16 protein-coding genes and 1 tRNA gene are annotated in these 16,699 nt (G+C 70.2%); 5 read left to right on the forward strand and 12 right to left on the reverse strand.

Annotated features, from left to right (window positions below):
• Positions 1-83: 83 nt before the first annotated feature.
• Together QFZ29_RS12100 and QFZ29_RS12105 are read right to left on the reverse strand one after the other, a co-directional pair.
• Positions 84-1,691, reverse strand: coding sequence for an AtzH-like domain-containing protein (locus QFZ29_RS12100; protein WP_306894341.1), 1,608 nt, complete (start codon positions 1,689-1,691; stop codon positions 84-86).
• 4 nt (positions 1,692-1,695) lie between these two features.
• Positions 1,696-2,631: an acetamidase/formamidase family protein gene (locus tag QFZ29_RS12105; RefSeq protein ID WP_306894342.1), complete on the reverse strand. Its 936-nt coding sequence runs from the start codon at positions 2,629-2,631 to the stop codon at positions 1,696-1,698.
• A gap of 286 nt (positions 2,632-2,917) precedes the next feature.
• Here QFZ29_RS12105 and QFZ29_RS12110 point away from each other — a divergent pair, with 286 nt between their 5' ends.
• Positions 2,918-3,601 (forward strand): YoaK family protein, encoded by a 684-nt coding sequence (locus QFZ29_RS12110; RefSeq protein WP_241843251.1) that lies wholly within the window; start codon positions 2,918-2,920, stop codon positions 3,599-3,601.
• Positions 3,602-3,947: 346 nt separating this feature from the next.
• Here QFZ29_RS12110 and groL read toward each other — a convergent pair whose 3' ends face one another.
• The 5 genes from groL to QFZ29_RS12135 all read right to left on the reverse strand — a co-directional run bounded on the left by groL (position 3,948) and on the right by QFZ29_RS12135 (position 8,189).
• Positions 3,948-5,567 (reverse strand): chaperonin GroEL, encoded by a 1,620-nt coding sequence (groL, locus tag QFZ29_RS12115; protein WP_306894343.1) that lies wholly within the window; start codon positions 5,565-5,567, stop codon positions 3,948-3,950.
• Positions 5,568-5,745: 178 nt separating this feature from the next.
• Complete coding sequence (locus QFZ29_RS12120; RefSeq protein WP_306894344.1) at positions 5,746-6,792, reverse strand: DUF3048 domain-containing protein; 1,047 nt, start codon at positions 6,790-6,792, stop codon at positions 5,746-5,748.
• 120 nt (positions 6,793-6,912) lie between these two features.
• Complete coding sequence (locus tag QFZ29_RS12125; protein ID WP_129522292.1) at positions 6,913-7,116, reverse strand: cold-shock protein; 204 nt, start codon at positions 7,114-7,116, stop codon at positions 6,913-6,915.
• Between the two features lie 203 nt (positions 7,117-7,319).
• Entirely contained in the window at positions 7,320-7,865 is a 546-nt protein-coding gene (locus QFZ29_RS12130; protein WP_306894345.1) for a LytR C-terminal domain-containing protein, read from the reverse strand.
• Between the two features lie 27 nt (positions 7,866-7,892).
• Positions 7,893-8,189 (reverse strand): DUF3263 domain-containing protein, encoded by a 297-nt coding sequence (locus tag QFZ29_RS12135; protein ID WP_306894346.1) that lies wholly within the window; start codon positions 8,187-8,189, stop codon positions 7,893-7,895.
• Between the two features lie 185 nt (positions 8,190-8,374).
• On the opposite strand from QFZ29_RS12135, the gene msrB reads away from it, so the two are divergent.
• Positions 8,375-8,776 carry a peptide-methionine (R)-S-oxide reductase MsrB gene (msrB, locus tag QFZ29_RS12140; RefSeq protein WP_306894347.1) on the forward strand — a complete coding sequence of 134 codons (402 nt, stop codon included), beginning with the start codon at positions 8,375-8,377 and terminating at the stop codon, positions 8,774-8,776.
• 2 nt (positions 8,777-8,778) lie between these two features.
• The gene (locus QFZ29_RS12145; RefSeq protein WP_306894348.1) at positions 8,779-9,327 is read left to right on the forward strand and encodes a nitroreductase family protein; all 549 of its coding nucleotides are present in this window, start codon (positions 8,779-8,781) and stop codon (positions 9,325-9,327) included.
• On the opposite strand, the gene QFZ29_RS12150 is transcribed toward QFZ29_RS12145, so the two are convergent.
• From QFZ29_RS12150 to QFZ29_RS12160, 3 genes are all read right to left on the reverse strand, one after another.
• Positions 9,311-10,324, reverse strand: a complete 1,014-nt coding sequence (locus tag QFZ29_RS12150; protein WP_306894349.1) for a DMT family transporter — start codon at positions 10,322-10,324, stop codon at positions 9,311-9,313. The two genes, QFZ29_RS12145 and QFZ29_RS12150, sit on opposite strands and share 17 nt — an antisense overlap.
• A 1-nt stretch (position 10,325) precedes the next feature.
• Positions 10,326-10,401: transfer RNA gene (locus tag QFZ29_RS12155), tRNA-Thr, on the reverse strand.
• Positions 10,402-10,494: 93 nt separating this feature from the next.
• Complete coding sequence (locus QFZ29_RS12160; protein ID WP_306894350.1) at positions 10,495-11,400, reverse strand: DsbA family protein; 906 nt, start codon at positions 11,398-11,400, stop codon at positions 10,495-10,497.
• Between the two features lie 283 nt (positions 11,401-11,683).
• Here QFZ29_RS12160 and QFZ29_RS12165 point away from each other — a divergent pair, with 283 nt between their 5' ends.
• The gene (locus QFZ29_RS12165) at positions 11,684-12,784 is read left to right on the forward strand and encodes an ABC transporter ATP-binding protein (RefSeq protein ID WP_306894351.1); all 1,101 of its coding nucleotides are present in this window, start codon (positions 11,684-11,686) and stop codon (positions 12,782-12,784) included.
• A gap of 112 nt (positions 12,785-12,896) precedes the next feature.
• The gene (locus QFZ29_RS12170) at positions 12,897-14,216 is read left to right on the forward strand and encodes a DUF4032 domain-containing protein (protein WP_306894352.1); all 1,320 of its coding nucleotides are present in this window, start codon (positions 12,897-12,899) and stop codon (positions 14,214-14,216) included.
• Between the two features lie 13 nt (positions 14,217-14,229).
• On the opposite strand, the gene rlmB is transcribed toward QFZ29_RS12170, so the two are convergent.
• On the reverse strand, positions 14,230-15,249 hold the full coding sequence (gene rlmB / locus QFZ29_RS12175; protein ID WP_306894353.1) for a 23S rRNA (guanosine(2251)-2'-O)-methyltransferase RlmB: 1,020 nt from the start codon (positions 15,247-15,249) through the stop codon (positions 14,230-14,232).
• Positions 15,246-16,664 (reverse strand): cysteine--tRNA ligase, encoded by a 1,419-nt coding sequence (gene cysS, locus QFZ29_RS12180; RefSeq protein WP_306894354.1) that lies wholly within the window; start codon positions 16,662-16,664, stop codon positions 15,246-15,248. The genes rlmB and cysS overlap by 4 nt, the downstream gene beginning before the upstream one ends.
• Positions 16,665-16,699 lie beyond the last annotated feature (35 nt).

Raw genomic sequence — 16,699 nt, forward strand, 5'->3', positions numbered from 1 at the left:
GGGCGGGCGGGTTGATCGGTGCGACGGCGATGATGACTCCCTGAATCTCGTGTTTCAGGACACCAGTCTACGCAACGCCGGTTTCAGGCGTGTTTCAGCTGCTCCGACCAGCCGATCGCCGCGTCGACGAGTGCGACATCGCTGGCGCGGGGCCCCACGAAGCAGACGCCGATCGGCGCGCCGTCGGCCGTGAGCCCCGGCACCGACACGGCCGGCCGCCCGGTGGCACCGGCGACGGCGGTCATCCTGAGGGTCGCCGCACGGATCGCCTCGATCTCGGCGCCATCGGCGTCGACGGCGGGAGCGACGGATGCCGCCGACGGCAGCACGAGCACGGCGTCGCCCAGCGCGGCATCAAGTGCCCGTCGCGCTGCCTCGAGCCGGACGCGGGCATCGGACGCCGCTTCGGGCGTGATCGCCGCGGCCCATTCGAAGCGAGCCGCGACATCCGCCCCCAGGGCCCCCGGATGCGCCTGGATCCACGCACCGTGCGCCGCCCAGGCCTCCGACGCCTGCACCGTGCGGAACGCGGCGTACAGCGCATCGAGGGCTTCGCCGCCGAACGCCGGGTCGTCGAGCTCCGAGATATCGGAGCCGCTCGCCGCGAGCGCGTCGACGGCCCTCGCGAAGGAGCGCGCGACCTCGGGCGTCGCCGACTCGGCGAGCGCCGCCGCCGTCACGAGCCGGGCGCCGACCCGGAGCTGCGACGCTGGATCGAGGCTCGCCCGCGCCGCCGCCGCGAGGGTCTCCCCGTCGCGCGTGAGCCAGCCGACCGTGTCGAAGCTCGGCGCGAGGGGCAGCACGCCCTCGGTGCTCACCGCCCCATGCGTCGTGCGCAGTCCCCACAGCCCCTGGTACGACGCCGGGATGCGGATCGACCCCGCCGTGTCGGTCGCGAGCCCGATCGTCGCGTGCCCCATCGCGACCGCCGCAGCCGGGCCACTCGACGAGCCGCCCGAGATCGCACCGGGCACGGCGGGATTCGGCGGGGTGCCGTAGGCCGCGTTGCGTCCAGCGATGCTGTAGGCGAACTGGTCGGTCTGTGCGATGCCGCGAACGGATGCCCCTTCCGCCAGCAGCGCCCGCAGGCTCGCCGCCGAGCGCGGCTCGGGCCGTGCGCCCTCGAGGTACGCGGGCACTCCCGCCCCGATCGGGAACCCCTCGACCGCGAACACGTCCTTCACGGCGAAGGTCAAGCCGTCGAGCGGGCCCGACGCCGACGCACGGAGGAGCGGCTCGCCGACCACGCGCCACACGCGCGGGTCGAGTGCCCGCGGCGGGGCCGACACGTGCGCGGCCGTGATGCGCCACGCGCCCTCCTGGCGCTCCCAGAGCTGGGTGACGAGCCCTCGACCGCCCGCGAGCGGGGCGGTCACCGCGGCGACCCACGCGTGGTGGTCGCCGATGGGCCGCACGTGCAGCGCTTCGATCACGCGCTTCGGCGCGCCACCGCGGCGGCCGCGGAACCGGGTGATCGTGTCACGTCCGACGAGGAGCCCGCCCTCGTCGCCGCGAAGCGTCGCGTCGCCGGGCGCGAAGTACCCCTCGAGCGTCGTGAGGTCGTCGGACATGAGTGCAGCCTCGTATCCGAGTGCCGCCTCGACGAGACCGTCGGGCGCCCGGGCGCCCTCGGGGAGGTGCACGGGCACGCCGTAATGCACGCGCACACCATCGGCGCTCGGCTGCGGCATCCGCTCAGCCACGCTTCACCGCGCGGAAGTCGGAGGTGCGGATACGAGCGTGCACGCCCTTCACGAGATCGACGACCTGCGAGATGTCGAAGTCGGTCGCCGCGCTGAGGTACGCGTAGGCGAGGTGCGGCGCCATGCCGTAGCGCGCGCCGAGGAGGCCGATCGCCTGGCGCACGCAATTCTGCATGGCGAGGTCGAGATCGGCGTCGAGACCCGTGGGCACGAGGTACTCGCTCGTCTCGGCGAGCGGCCCGGCGATCTCGCCGAAGTCGCGCAGCGCCGTCTCGGCGGGCACGACCTCGAAGCGGATCGTGGCGCGCAGCGACGCCTCGAGCGCGGTGAGGGCGACCTCGCCGCCGCCTTGCGCGAAGTGCGGGTCGCCGACGTACGCGAGGGCCCCGTCGACCTGCACCGGCAGGTAGAGCGAAGCGCCCTCGGTGAGGAGGTTGATGTCGATGTTGCCGCCGTGCGCGCCGGGCGGCACGGAGTGCGGCCGCACGTCGTCGTCGACCGCGACGCCCATGATGCCGAGGAACGGCGCGAGCGGGAACCGGATGCCCCGCTCTCCGCCCTCGACGAGCGGCAGCGCGCCGAACCAGGCGCCGTGCTCGTCGCGCTCGATCGGGGTGAAGACGCTGACGTTGGCCTCCCCCTGCGGGTACTCCCCCGGCAGCGCGCCGCGACCGTGGCGATTCGAGATGACGCCGTAGGGCACGCGCGGGGTCGTGTCGACGACCGTGAGCTTCAGCAGGTCGCCGGGCCGGGCGCCGCGCACCCCGATCGGGCCGGGTGACGACGTGCGGGCCGTCCTTGGCCGGGTCGCGCGGATGATCGGATGCCGCGAGCGCCACGGCCTCGTCGAGCACGTGCTCGCGCTCGACGCCGTGCGACCGGAAGAACGCCGCAGGATCGCGGCCCTGGTCTTCGAGGATGCCCTCATGGCTCACCGTGTCGATGATGACCTCTGCGCCGTCGTCGACGGTGAGCACGGGCGAGTCCCCGCGCGCCGGCAGGCGGCCCCAACCGAGTGCGTCCGGCTCGGCCGGGAGGTACGTTCCGCCTCCGACGCCGGATCCGGCCTGCAGCACTCCCTGAAACTTGCCCATTCAGCGCCCCATCCGTGTGTCGCCACGACTGTCGTGTGTCATTCTTGGTCGAGAGTACCGTCCCGCCCGCCCGGTGCTCGCCGACGGCGTCGACACGGGGCCGACCTGCAAGGAGACCCCGTGATCTCGACCATGCGACGCCACCCCGCCGGCACACACCTCGGCCTGATGCTCGCCCTCACCTTCTCGACGGGCGTCATCGACGCGGTCGGCTTCCTCGGCCTCGACCGCGTGTTCACGGGCAACATGACGGGCAACATCGTCATCCTGGGCATGGCCCTCACCGGCGCCGACGACCTGCCGATCCTCGGCCCGGTGCTCGCCCTCGCGGGCTTCATGGTCGGTGCCGCGGTCGCCGGCCGCCTGCTGCGCGACCTCGTCGCCGGCTGGAGCACGAAGACGACCGTGGTGTTCTCGCTCGTCGCGCTCGTGCTCGTCGCGGCGGGCGTCACGATGATCGTGCTCGCCGATCCCGCCGAGCCGGTGCTGCTCGGCGTCACGACGGCGCTCGGCCTCGCCATGGGCGCCCAGGCCGGCGCAGCACGTCACATCGCGGTGAAGGATGTCACGACCGTCGTCGTCACCTCGACGATCACGGGCCTCGCCGCCGACTCGGTGTTCGGCTCCCGGGTCGACAAGCACCCGTGGCGCCGCCGCGCCGGCGCGATCGCGCTCATCGGCGCCGGAGCCGCTGTCGGCGCCCTCGCGCTCAACGTGCACATCGCCTTCGGTATCGCCCTCTCGGCGGCCATCACGATCCTCGTGGCCCTGCTCGGCCACCTCGGCCGCCCGCGCGAGGAGTGAACTCCTCGCACGAGGTCGCCGTGACGTTGAGCGGACGAGTCGCGGCAGGGGCCGGCGTCGGTTCGGCCGGCTCGGAAGCCGTCGCCGTCTCGGAGGGAACCGGAGCGGCGGCAGGCGCACTCCCGGCGAGCAGTAGCACTGCGATTGCGGAGGAGGCGAGCAGGGCGGCGAATCCGTGCCGCGGCGACGTGGTCATGGCGCCAGCGTAGGGTTTCGCGACAGCGGCATCCGGTCGCCGCGACGTCGTCACGATTCCATCACGCCTCGGGGTACGCCGAAGGGCGCCTCCCTGAGGAGACGCCCTTCGCGTTGTGACCTCGGCCCGGGGGCCGGAGATCGGTTCGGACTAGAAGTCCATGCCACCCGTGGGGTCGCCGGCCGGAACCGGGTTCCGCTCGGGCTTCTCGGCGACGACGGCCTCGGTCGTGAGGAAGAGGCCGGCGATCGACGCGGCGTTCTGCAGCGCCGAGCGCGTCACCTTGGCGGGGTCGATGATGCCCTGCGCGATGAGGTCGCCGTACTCGCCGGTCGCGGCGTTGAGGCCGTGACCCGCGGGCAGGCCCGCGACGCGGTTCGCGACGACGCCCGGCTCGAGGCCGGCGTTCAAGGCGATCTGCTTGAGCGGAGCCTCGATCGCGACACGCACGATGTTCGCACCGGTCGCCTCGTCGCCCGTGAGCTCGAGGGTCGCGAACGCACGCGCACCGGCCTGGATCAGGGCCACGCCACCACCGGCGACGATACCCTCTTCGACGGCGGCCTTCGCGTTGCGCACGGCGTCTTCGATGCGGTGCTTGCGCTCCTTGAGCTCGACCTCGGTCGCAGCGCCCGCCTTGATGACGGCGACGCCGCCGGCGAGCTTCGCGAGGCGCTCCTGGAGCTTTTCGCGGTCGTAGTCCGAGTCGGTGTTCTCGATCTCGGCACGGATCTGCGCCACGCGGCCGGCGATGGCCTCGGGGTCGCCAGCGCCCTCGACGATCGTGGTCTCGTCCTTGGTGATGACGACCTTGCGAGCCTGGCCGAGCAGGTCGAGGGTGACGTTCTCGAGCTTGAGGCCGACCTCCTCGGAGATGACCTGGCCGCCGGTGAGGATCGCGATGTCCTGGAGCTGCGCCTTGCGACGGTCGCCGAAGCCGGGAGCCTTGACGGCGACCGACTTGAAGATGCCTCGGATCTTGTTCACGACGAGGGTCGCGAGTGCTTCGCCGTCGACGTCCTCGGCGATGATGAGGAGCTGCTTGCCGGTCTGGATGACCTTGTCGACGATCGGCAGCAGGTCCTTGATGTTCGAGACCTTGCTGTTGACGATCAGGATGTACGGGTCTTCGAAGACCGCTTCCTGGCGCTCGGGGTCGGTGACGAAGTACGCCGAGAGGTAGCCCTTGTCGAAGCGCATGCCCTCGGTGAGCTCGAGCTCGGTGCCGAAGGTGTTCGACTCCTCGACGGTGACGACTCCCTCCTTGCCGACCTTGTCGATCGCCTCGGCGATGATCGCGCCGATCTCGGGGTCGGCGGCGGAGATCGATGCGGTGGCCGCGATCTCTTCCTTGGTCTCGATCTCCTTGGCCGCCGAGAGCAGCTCAGCGGTGACGGCTGCGACGGCCTTCTCGATGCCGCGCTTCAGCGAGATCGGGTCGGCGCCTGCGGCGACGTTGCGAAGGCCCTCGCGCACGAGCGCCTGGGCGAGCACGACCGAGGTGGTGGTGCCGTCGCCGGCGACGTCGTCGGTCTTCTTCGCGACCTCCTTGACGAGCTCGGCGCCGATCTTCTCGTACGGGTCGTCGAGCTCGATCTCCTTGGCGATCGACACGCCGTCGTTCGTGATGGTGGGCGCGCCCCACTTCTTCTCGAGCACGACGTTGCGGCCACGCGGGCCGAGGGTCACCTTCACCGCGTCGGCGAGCTGGTTGAGGCCACGCTCGAGGCCGCGGCGGGCCTCCTCGTTGAAAGCAATGATCTTTGCCATGTGTGTTTCTCGTCCTTTCCCGGACGTCTTCAAAGATTCGTTGGTTTAGCACTCAAAACGAGTGAGTGCTAAGACGATTCTGGCACTCGACCGCCGCGAGTGCAAGCGAGCGCGAGCCGCCTCGGCAGCGCCCGTCCCCATGCCGGTCGCGCCGTCGAGGCCGAGTCTGATGGGCGGCCTACGGCTGGAACGTCACCGATCCCTCGTTCGGAACGAGCTCGACCCACGTGTTCCCGGGCGCGAGTCGCAATCGGCTGCCGTCGGCGGCGGTGAGCACGATCGGCGAGCCTGCGGCATCCTTCGACCAGGTGCCGTGCGCCGTGCGGCCGCCGGCCGAGACCCACGCCTCGCCCGAGCCGACCATGATCGTGCGCGGTACCTCGCCGAAGCTCCAATCGATTCCGACTCGCAGGGTCACCACGTTGGTCGCCCGCACACGCTCACCCGAGGACTCGACGTCGGGCTCGCCCTCCTGCCAGCGCAGCCAGACGGATGCCGCGGCATCCCACTCCCACACCGGGAACCGCGCGTCCGAGAACACGAGGTCGATGCTCGAGGTGGGGGTCGCCGCGAGAGCCGGCGCGGCGAGCGGGTCGGCCGAACCGTACGCGAACTGCACGGGCGGCGGTGCGAGCTCCGAGTTGCGCGCCACGGCCTCTTGGGCGGCGAGGATCACGTCGTGCGGCCCCGGGCGGTCATCGGCGCGGTGGAACAGGCCGGTGTCGTCGAAGTCGAACACGATGTTGACGAGCCCCGTCGACCTCATCATGTCGACGAAGTGCTCCTGGCCTCCGGAGTAGGCGATGATGCCGCCGAACGGGGTGGCGATGTCGGGGTCCATCGGGCGGATGGAGCGCACCGGCCCGACCTCCTCGGGCACGTCCGAGTGCCACACGGCGAGATATCGCGTGATTCCGCCCTCGACGAGCTCTTCGAAGACGATGTCGCTGCGATTCAGGGCGATCTGCGGCCGGGCCGCCTCATGATTGTCGATCTTCACGCCGAGGGCGGGATGGCCGAGCGGCGCTTCGATCATCATGCCTCGCAACGGCGCGAACGACACCGAGATGGGCGGAGTGGTGGTGACGGGGCGACCGGGCTCGCTCGGCGCCGAATCAAGCTCGAGTGGGCTGCCTTGGCATCCCGAGAGCAGCAAGACAGATGCCGCGAACGCACCGAGCGTGGCCAGTCGTCGTCGCGATGGCTCCCCGGCCGGCCCGCTCATGGCGTCAGCGTAGTCGTGAAGCGCGACGGAAGCGGGCGCCGCCGCGGCGCGCCCTTCCCGAGGTGCCGGCGAAGCGCGAACGCGCCGCCGGACTGCCGGCAGCGCGTTCATCAGCGCGACTCAGGCGGGGCGAACCGCCTCGGCCTGCGGACCCTTGGAACCCGTGCCGACCTCGAAGACGACCTGCTGGCCTTCCTCGAGCACCTTGTATCCGGACATATCGATCGCAGAGTAGTGGACGAAGACGTCTGAGCCGTCACCGTCGACGGTGATGAACCCGTACCCCTTCTCAGCGTTGAACCACTTGACGGTTCCGTTCGCCATGCGTTGCTCCCATGTTGCCGTGTTGGATCAGCACGTGCCTCTCGCCTGTACCGGGTCTCAGAATCGCGCTGGCGGGCACCGCGAGCGGCACCGGGCGTTCACACGGGATTGAGCGACCAATTCCAGATAGTAACGACGTGACGCGCGGGCACAAGAGGCTGGGCGCAAGGAATGGTCGCAGATTGGCAACGATTCGCGCGAGATCAGCCTGCAGTGGCGTCTGCGTAGTCGGATCCGAGCACGACGACGAGTGGCGTCTCCGTTCCCGCGAACTGGTCGGAGAGGCGCACGTCGGCTTCGGGCAGGAGCTGGGCCACGCCTCGAGCTGCGCCCTCGAGCTCGGCAGCGGTGTAGTAGACGATCGTCTCGGTGAGGTCGTTCGCGCTCGCGTTCGCCGTCGTGCCCACCGGCACGCCGCCTGCCGTGAGGGTCTCTGCGGCTCGCGCCGCGAGCCCCGAGGTCGACGTTCCGTTCAGCACGAGCACCGCGATGTCGGGGGCGATCGTCGGCTCGGCGGTGGCGACCGGCTCGGTGGTCGGGGTGGCGACGGGCGGCGCGAGGAAGTTCAGCCGATCGTTCGAGACCACGACTGCGCCGATGCCCACGGCCGCGAGCACGATCGTCGCCAGCGCGGCCCAGCCGAACGCCACCCACCTGGCGCCGCGACGCGCCGGCGCGCGATGCGCCCCCACCCGCTCCATCCCGTGCGGGATGGAGTCGAATCGATCGCGGGGGAACTTCTGCGCCATGGGTCCAGTCGTCGGTTCGGGGCCGGCTCAATCGAGCGGTCGGCCGATCGAGAGCGAACGCCGGGAGCGCGCCGCCACGCGCGCCTCACGCATCCGCTGGAGTCGTTTGATGAGCATCGGGTCGTGCCGGAGAGCTGCCGGCGAGTCGATGAGCTCGCCGAGAATCCGATAGTAGCGGGCGGCCGAGAGTCCGAACTCCTGCCGGATCGCGTCCGCCTTCGCGCCGGGATGCTGCCATGCTCTCGCCTCGAATGCGAGGATCTGCAGCTCTCGCTCGTCGAGCACCGCATCGTCGCGGTGGGAGGGCACGCGCTCGGCGCTCATCCGTTCCTCCCGTCGCAGCGGATGGTCCGCCTGCAGCACATCCTAGGCACCCCGGGCATGGAGTGCGCCGAGCGCCGACGGCGTGTGAGTGCGGAACAGTGGGCCGCCGGTCGACGTTGCAGTTCCTTGCAGCAAGACCTGCGAGCATGGTGGGGCCACCGTGGCCGACGCCGAGAGGAGTGCTCATGGAATACCGCGTGAACAAGAGCGACGAGGAATGGCGCGCCGAGCTCGACGCCGACCGGTTCGCCGTGCTCCGCGAAGCGGCCACCGAACGGCCGTGGACCGGTGAGCTCCTCGACGAGGAGCGCGCCGGCGTCTACTCGTGCGCGGCGTGCGGCGCCGAGCTGTTCAAGAGCGGCACGAAGTTCGACTCCGGATGCGGATGGCCGAGCTTCTACGAGTCGGTGAGGCCCGAGGCGGTCGAACTCCTCGAAGACACCTCCCTCGGCACGGTGCGCACCGAGGTGCGCTGTGCGGCCTGCGGTTCCCACCTCGGCCACGTGTTCCCCGACGGCTTCGGCACGCCCACCGGAGACCGCTACTGCATGAACTCGATCGCTCTCGATTTCACCGCCGAGTCCTGAGCGTGGCTTCCGCGCGCGAGGCTGCGCTCACGAGACGGTCGTCGTCGAAGGTGACGGATGCCGCTCCCGACGATGACGCGATCGTGTCGCTGCTCGACGCCGCGGCACGGGTCGCCGACCATGCGTCGCTTCGCCCCTGGCGGGTGATCGCGCTCCGCGGAGCGGCGCGCGCCAGACTCGGCGAGGCGCTCGTTGCCGCGGCCGGCCTCGAGGGCGAGCACGCGTCACGCCTGGCGGCGAAGCCGCTTCGGGCGCCGCTGCTCCTCGCGATCGTCGCCGTCACCACGACGCACCCGAAGGTTCCCGAGTGGGAGCAGGAGGCGTCGGCAGCGGGCGTCGGGCACGTGCTGAGCCTGCTACTCGACGAAGCCGGATGGGGCGTGATGTGGCGCACCGGGCCGTACACGCGGCATCCGGTCGTCGCTCGCATGCACGGGCTCGGCGAACATGAGCGGTTGCTCGGCTGGCTCTACGTCGGCGGACGCATCTCCCGCCCGCGTGGCGAACGCGACGGCTCGATCGCGGCCGGCCGGTTCAGCTCCCTCGACTGACTCCTGCTTCGGCCTCGCCGGCCTGCACCGCCACGGCGTGCTTGCGCCGCGACCACCTGATGCTCGCCACGACCACCGCGACGAGGGCGAGCGCCGTGCCGCCGACGGTCGCGACATCGACGGGACGCCCGCCAGTGGGCAGCACGAGGTCGAGCGTGAGCGCCGCGGCGAGCTGGCCCGCGACTCCGCAGAGCGCGAGCAGCAGCACGCCCACCATGCGTACGAGCGTGGCCTGGCCGGCGATGAAGATGCACCCGATGGCGCCGCCTGCGTAAAGCCACGGTTCGTCGGGCAGCGACTCGGGCCAGCCGACGATCGCCGCGCGCACGAGCACGACGACGACGAGCGCGGCGGTGCCGACCGCGAAGTTGAACACGGTCGCCGTGAGGGCGCTGCCGGCCTCGATCTTGACGCGGCCGTTCACCGCCTGCTGCCAGCCCACGGCGATGCCCGCGAGGAACGGGAACAGCATGAGCCAGAGCGGCACCTCGTGCGCGAGTTGCGCCGAAACCGCCCAGCCGATCGCGGCGAGTGCGAGCACGGCGCCGATGACGCGGGTGACGGTGAGCGGCCTGCGACCGCCCGGCCCGAGCCCGACGAGGTCGAAGACGATGCCGCCGATGGTCTGGCCGGCGACGATCGCGACCGTGAAGAGCGCGACCCCGATCACCCCGGCCGAGAGGCCCTGCGTCGTGACGAACCACGCCCCGGAGAGGCCGCCGAGCACCATCCACCAGGCGAGGCGGCGCTCGCGGAGCGCTGCGCGGACGCGCGGGAATCCGGCACGTCCGGGTCGCCAGAGGGCGAGGCTCACGAGGAGGATCACGAGCCCGCTGCCGAACGAGATGGCGGCTGCGGTGAACGCGTCGTCGATCGCTCCCGCGAGTTGGCCGTTGATGCGGGACTGCACCGCGGTGAGCGCCCCGCACGCGAGGGCGAACACGACCGCAAGCCAGAGCGGCAGTCGTGCGCGCTCGGCGTGGTGGTGTGTGCTCATCTGGAGCCGCCTGCGGGACTCGAACCCGCAACCACCGCTTTACAAGAGCGGTGCGCTACCAATTGCGCCAAGGCGGCGAGGGCGTTGCCTCCCCGACATCCTATCGACAGCACGAAGACCCGGCACGATGCCGGGACTTCGTGGTGGTCGAGTGGTCGCCGCTGCGACTGCTAGGAAGCAGGCGTCGGGGTCGGGGTCGGCGTCGGGTTCGACTCGAAGCTCTGGCCGGCCGCCTGGAGCACGAACAACTGGAACTCGGCAGGGTCTTCCAGCGAGCCCTTGTACTGGTTGCCGTTCACGAGCACCGTCGGAGTGCCCGTGATCGACTCGAGGTCGGAGTTCGGCACCTTCGAGGTGAGTGCGCGGTTCGTGGCATCCCCCACCCAGGCCTTGAACTGCTCGTCGTCGATGCACTTGTCGATCGTCGAGCGCGAGCTCACGCCCGCCTCTTGCGCGAGGGCCTTGATCTCGTCGTTCGTGAACCCCGTGGAGCCCTCGTCGGGCTGGTTCTCGAAGAGCAGTGCGTTGAAGTCGAAGAACGACTCGGGGGACGAGTTCGCGACGCACGCCGACGCATTCGCTGCTCGCGCCGAGTATCGCGTGCCCGCCGACTTGTTGGTGAGGATGGCGATGGGGTGCACCTCGAGGGTCGCGGCGCCCGACTCGATCATGGTGCGGATCGATTCGGAGTTCGTCTTCTCGAACTGCCCGCAGAACGGGCAGAGGTAGTCGATGTACATGACGATGTTCGCGACCGTGCCGCTGTCGTCGGGGACCGTGGGCGTGGGCGTGGCCTTGGGCTCCAGTGCCGGCGTCTCGACGGCCGCGATGCCGGACTCCCCGCCGACGAGCACGATGCCGTCGCTCGCCATGTTCCGCGGGCCGGGGCCGGCGGGCCGCTGACCATCGATGATCAAGCCGAAGATCAGCGCACCGATCGCGATGACCGCCAGGATGACGCCGCCCTGGATGAGCGCCTTGTTGCGGCGTTCCCGCTTCTTCTGTCCTTCGCGGAGGACCTTGGCCTTCTCCCGAGCCGCTTCCCTGCGGTCGTTACGGGTGGGGCGTGGCTGCATTCCGCCGCTGGTCATCGATGGTCACTCCGGTCGCTGTGTGGCGCGCTCCTGTGCGAGCGAACGCACCCACGATAGTAGGTCCGGTGTCTGGGAATCCCCCAAACGGATGCCGCACGCGAGCCGTGTCCCCGCTGCATCCCGTCACCGCGTCCCGCACGACGGTTCCCCACACCCCGTACGACGACGCCGCGTTCGCGTGCGATACTGAGTGGGCGTCGACGTCGACGCAGTCCATCACTACGGATCGTCCGGCACGTACCTGCCGGTGAAGGAGAACAGAACCATGGCGTCAGTCACGTTCGACAAGGCCACCCGCCTGTACCCCGGCGGGAATCGCCCGGCCGTCGACAAGCTCGACCTCGAGGTCGCAGACGGCGAGTTCCTCGTGCTCGTCGGCCCTTCCGGCTGCGGCAAGTCGACCTCGCTCCGCATGCTCGCGGGCCTCGAAGAGGTCAACGAAGGCAACATCCTCATCGGCGACCGCAACGTCACCGACGTGCCCCCGAAGGATCGCGACATCGCGATGGTCTTCCAGAACTACGCGCTCTACCCCCACATGACCGTCGCCGAGAACATGGGCTTCGCGCTCAAGATCGCGGGCGTCGGCAAGGAGGAGCGCGCAGCTCGCGTGCTCGAGGCGGCGAAGCTCCTCGACCTCGAGCCCTACCTCGCTCGCAAGCCGAAGGCACTCTCGGGCGGTCAGCGTCAGCGCGTCGCCATGGGCCGCGCGATCGTTCGCCAGCCGCAGGTGTTCCTCATGGACGAGCCGCTGTCGAACCTCGACGCGAAGCTCCGTGTCCAGACCCGTACGCAGATCGCCTCGCTCCAGCGTCGTCTCGGCGTCACGACCGTCTACGTCACGCACGACCAGACCGAGGCCCTCACCATGGGTGACCGCATCGCCGTGCTGAAAGACGGCCTGCTCCAGCAGGTCGGCACGCCCCGCGATCTCTACGAGCAGCCGAAGAACGTGTTCGTCGCCGGCTTCATCGGCTCGCCCGCGATGAACCTGTTCCACGCCGACCTCGTCGAGGGTGGAATCATGTTCGGCACCGCCAACGTGCCGGTCGAGCGTGACGCGCTCGCCGACACGAGCAGCAAGGTCGCCACGATCGGCGTTCGTCCCGAAGACATCGTCGTGTCGCCGCACGAGGGCGAGGGCCTCGCGGTCGACGTCGACCTCGTCGAGGAGCTCGGCGCCGACGGCTACCTCTACGGCCACTCGACGGTCGAAGGCAAGCGCACCGACATCGTCGCGCGCGTCGACGGCCGTGTGCACCCGAACGCCGGCGAGCGCGTGTACCTCACGGCCACGCCGGGCCACGTGCACATCTTCGACGCCGAGACGGGCCTCCGCCTCAGCAAGAAGCCGGTCGTCGCCTGACTCCCAGCTGCAGCGAAGTGATGCCGGTCGGGCCCTCGGGCCCGGCCGGCATCGCCGTTTGCGCGGGTGATCGTTCAGCGCCCATGTGCAACCGCGACTACGCTGAACCACGATGAGCGGCTCACTTTCGATCACCTCGGCCATGGCCGACCCTGCACTCCTCGACCTGCCGTGGGATCTCCCCCTCGAGGCGTGGCCCAACGAGAACATCGCGGCGCTGCCGAAGGGCATCTCGCGACACCTCGTCCGCTTCGCCCACTTGAGCGGCCACATCGTGGCCATCAAGGAGACCACCGACGACATGGCCAAGGGCGAGTACGAGATGCTGCGCACCTTGCAGCGCCTCGAGATCCCGTGCGTCGAACCGGCCGCGGTCATCACCAATCGCACCGATTCCGAAGGCGATGCGCTGAAGCCGGTGCTCGTCACCCGGCATCTCCGATTCTCGCTCCCCTATCGAGCCCTCTTCTCGCAGACGCTCCGCCCCGACACCGCCACCCGGCTCGTCGACGCGCTCGCGGTGCTGCTCGTGCGGCTGCACATCGTCGGGTTCTTCTGGGGCGACGTGTCGCTCTCGAACACCCTGTTCCGCCGCGATGCCGGCGCATTCGCCGCCTACCTCGTCGACGCCGAGACCGGCAAGCTCTACTCCGGCGGCCTCTCGAACGGGCAGCGCGAGAACGACCTCGAGATCGCCCGGGTCAACATCGCCGGCGAGCTCCTCGATCTCGAGGCCGGCGGCCGCGTCGCCGACGAGCTCGATCCGGTCAACATCTCCAACGGCATCGTCGACGCCTACCGAAGCCTCTGGAAAGAGCTCACCGGGCCCGAATCCTTCCCCGGCGCGGAGCGGTGGCGCATCAACGAGCGAGTGAACCGCCTGAACGACCTCGGCTTCGACATCGAGGAGCTCGCGATCAAGACCGACGGCACGGGCACCACGGTGCGCATCCAGCCGAAAGTCGTCGACGCGGGCCACCACCAGCGCCGCCTGCTGCGACTGACGGGCCTCGACGCCGGAGAGAACCAGGCCCGGCGCCTGCTGAACGACCTCGACTCGTATCGGGCCGCCTACGGCAAGTCCGACCTCGACGAGGAGATGGTCGCCCACGAGTGGCTCATGCGTGTCTTCGAGCCCGTCGTGCGCGCGATCCCGACCGACCTGCGCGGCAAGCTCGAGCCGGCCGAGGTGTTCCACCAGCTGCTCGAGCACCGCTGGTACCTCGCGCAGCAGTCCGGCAGCGACGTGCCGCTCGCCGAGGCCGTCACCTCCTACGTCAACACGATCCTGCGCCATCGACGCGACGAGGCGACCGTCATCGACCCGCCGACCGGCGCGTTCACGCTGCCGATCGAGACCATCCCCACCGACACGGCCGCCATCAGTGCGATCGACCCCGACGACGAAGACGACTGGCGCCTCAAGGTCTGAGGCGCCAGGTCGCTCACTGCTCCGCGCGGAGCTTCGAGATCTCGTAGAGGGTGACGGAGGCCGCGATGCCGGCGTTCAGCGACTCGGTCGCCGCCTCGATCGGAATCGAGACGATCGCGTCGCACGTCTCGGTGACGAGCCGCGACAGTCCCTTGCCCTCGCTGCCGACGACGACCACGATCGGCCGGTCGGCCCATGAGAGGCCGGGCAGCGAGACATCCCCGCCGCCGTCGAGGCCCAGCACGAACACGCCCCGATCCTTCAGCGCCTTGAGCGTCTGCGTCAGGTTCGGCGCCATCGCCACGGGCGTGCGCGCCGCGGCGCCGGCCGACGTCTTCCATGCAGCGGCGGTGACGCCGACCGAGCGGCGTTGCGGCACGATGACGCCGTGTCCGCCGAACGCGGCGGTCGAACGGATGATCGCACCGAGGTTGCGCGGGTCGGTGATGCCGTCGAGGGCGATGAGGAGCGGGGTCGCGTCGCGAGCGAGCACCTCGTCGAGCAGCTCGATGGGATGCGCGTATTCGTAGGGCGGCACCTTGAGCGCGAGGCCCTGATGCACACCGCCCTCGCCGGCGAGCCGATCGAGCTCGGGGCGCATGACCTCGAGGATCGGGATGCCGCGATGGGTCGCGATCTTCAGCGCCTCCTTCACGCGGTCGTCCATCTCGACGCGAGAGGCGAGATAGAGCGTCGAGGCGGGAATGTTCGCGCGCAGCGCCTCGACCACGGAGTTGCGGCCGGTCACGATCTCGGACTCGTCGCCCGCCTTCGAGCGCCGGGCGGCGCCGGATGCCCCACGCGGTTGCCCGGCGCGCTGGGCGGGCTTCGCCCCTCGGCCGCCGGCCGTGGCTGCGAGTCGCTCCTGCGCCGCCTTGCGCTTGCCTGCGACGTGGTAGCTGCGCTCCTCCGCCTTCGGCGTCGGCCCCTTGCCCTCGAGCGACTTGCGCCCGTGGCCTCCGGTGCCGACCTTCTGGCCCTTGCCCTTCTTGCGCACTGCTCCGGCGCGCGGCTTTCCGGTATTGCCCTTCATGATCCGAGGCTCCAATGCGTTCCGGTCTGACTGTCTTCGATGGTGATCCCGGCGGCTGTGAGCTCCGCCCGGATCCGGTCTGCCGCGTCGTAGTCCTTCGACTCTCGCGCGGCCTGGCGATCCTCGATGAGGCGAGTGACGAGCGAGTCGAGGGCGGATGCCGCGGGCCCCGCCTCGAGCGTCCACTGCTGGTCGCGCGGGTCGATGCCGAGCACCTCGACCATCGCGACCACGTGCCCGTGGGCGACCGCCGCGTCGTGGAGCTCTTCGTCGTCGAGCGCCTGGTTTCCGCTGCGTACGGTGTCATGCAGCACGGCGAGCGCTTGCGGAACGCCGAGGTCGTCGTCCATGGCCTCGCCGAACGCCTCGGGGATGACGGGACTGCCGACGCCCGCGAACCGCGTGCCGGCGAGACGTCGCTCGACGCGGGTGAGGAACGCGCTGAGTCGATCGACGGTGGCCTGGGCCTCGGTGAGCGAGCCGGGCGTGTAGTCGAGGGTGGAACGGTAGTGCGCGGCGCCGAGCAGGTAGCGGACGGCGAGGGGCGAGGCGAGCTCGAGCAACTCGGACGCGTAGACGGAGTTGCCGAGCGACTTCGACATCTTCTGCCCGCCGACGTTCACGAGCCCGTTGTGCACCCAGTAGCGCGCGAACGGATCGCCCGCGGCCGTCGATTGCGCGAGCTCGTTCTCATGGTGCGGGAAGCGCAGATCGAGTCCGCCGCCGTGGATGTCGAATTCGGGTCCGAGATAGCGCGTGACCATCGCCGAGCATTCGATGTGCCAGCCGGGACGCCCCGCTCCCCACGGCGCGCTCCAGCTCGCGGACGCCGGCTCGTCGGGCTTCGTTCCCTTCCAGAGGGCGAAGTCCCGGGCATCGCGCTTGCCGCGGGGGTCGGCGTCGGCGGCGGCCTCCATGTGGTCGCGCGACTGGCGGGTGAGCTCGCCGTAGACGGGCCAGCTCGCGGTGTCGAAGTAGACGTCGCCGGAGTCATCCGGTGCCGGATACGCATGCCCACGTTCGATGAGCCGGGCGATGAGCTCCTGCATCTGCTGCACACTCGCCGTGGCGCGCGGCTCGTAGGTGGGCGCCATGATGCCGAGCGAGGCGTAGGCGGCCGTGAACTCGAGCTCGACGCGGTAGGCGAGCGCCCACCACTCCTCGGCGCGCTCCTCGCTCGCCGCCTGGAGGATCTTGTCGTCGATGTCGGTGACATTGCGCACGAAGGCGACGTCGTAGCCGCGATACGCCAGCCAGCGCCGCAGGATGTCGTAGACGAGCGCGCTGCGCAGATGGCCGATGTGCGGGCTCGACTGCACCGTGGGTCCGCAGACGTACATGCCGACATACCCCTCACGGAGGGGCACGAAGTCACGCAGGGCCTGGGCCTTGGAGTCGTAGAGTCGCACGGTCACTCGCCAAGCCTACCGGCGACGATCCGGGCGTCCGA

The organism is Agromyces albus (genome assembly GCF_030815405.1).
GTDB lineage: Bacteria > Actinomycetota > Actinomycetes > Actinomycetales > Microbacteriaceae > Agromyces > Agromyces albus_A.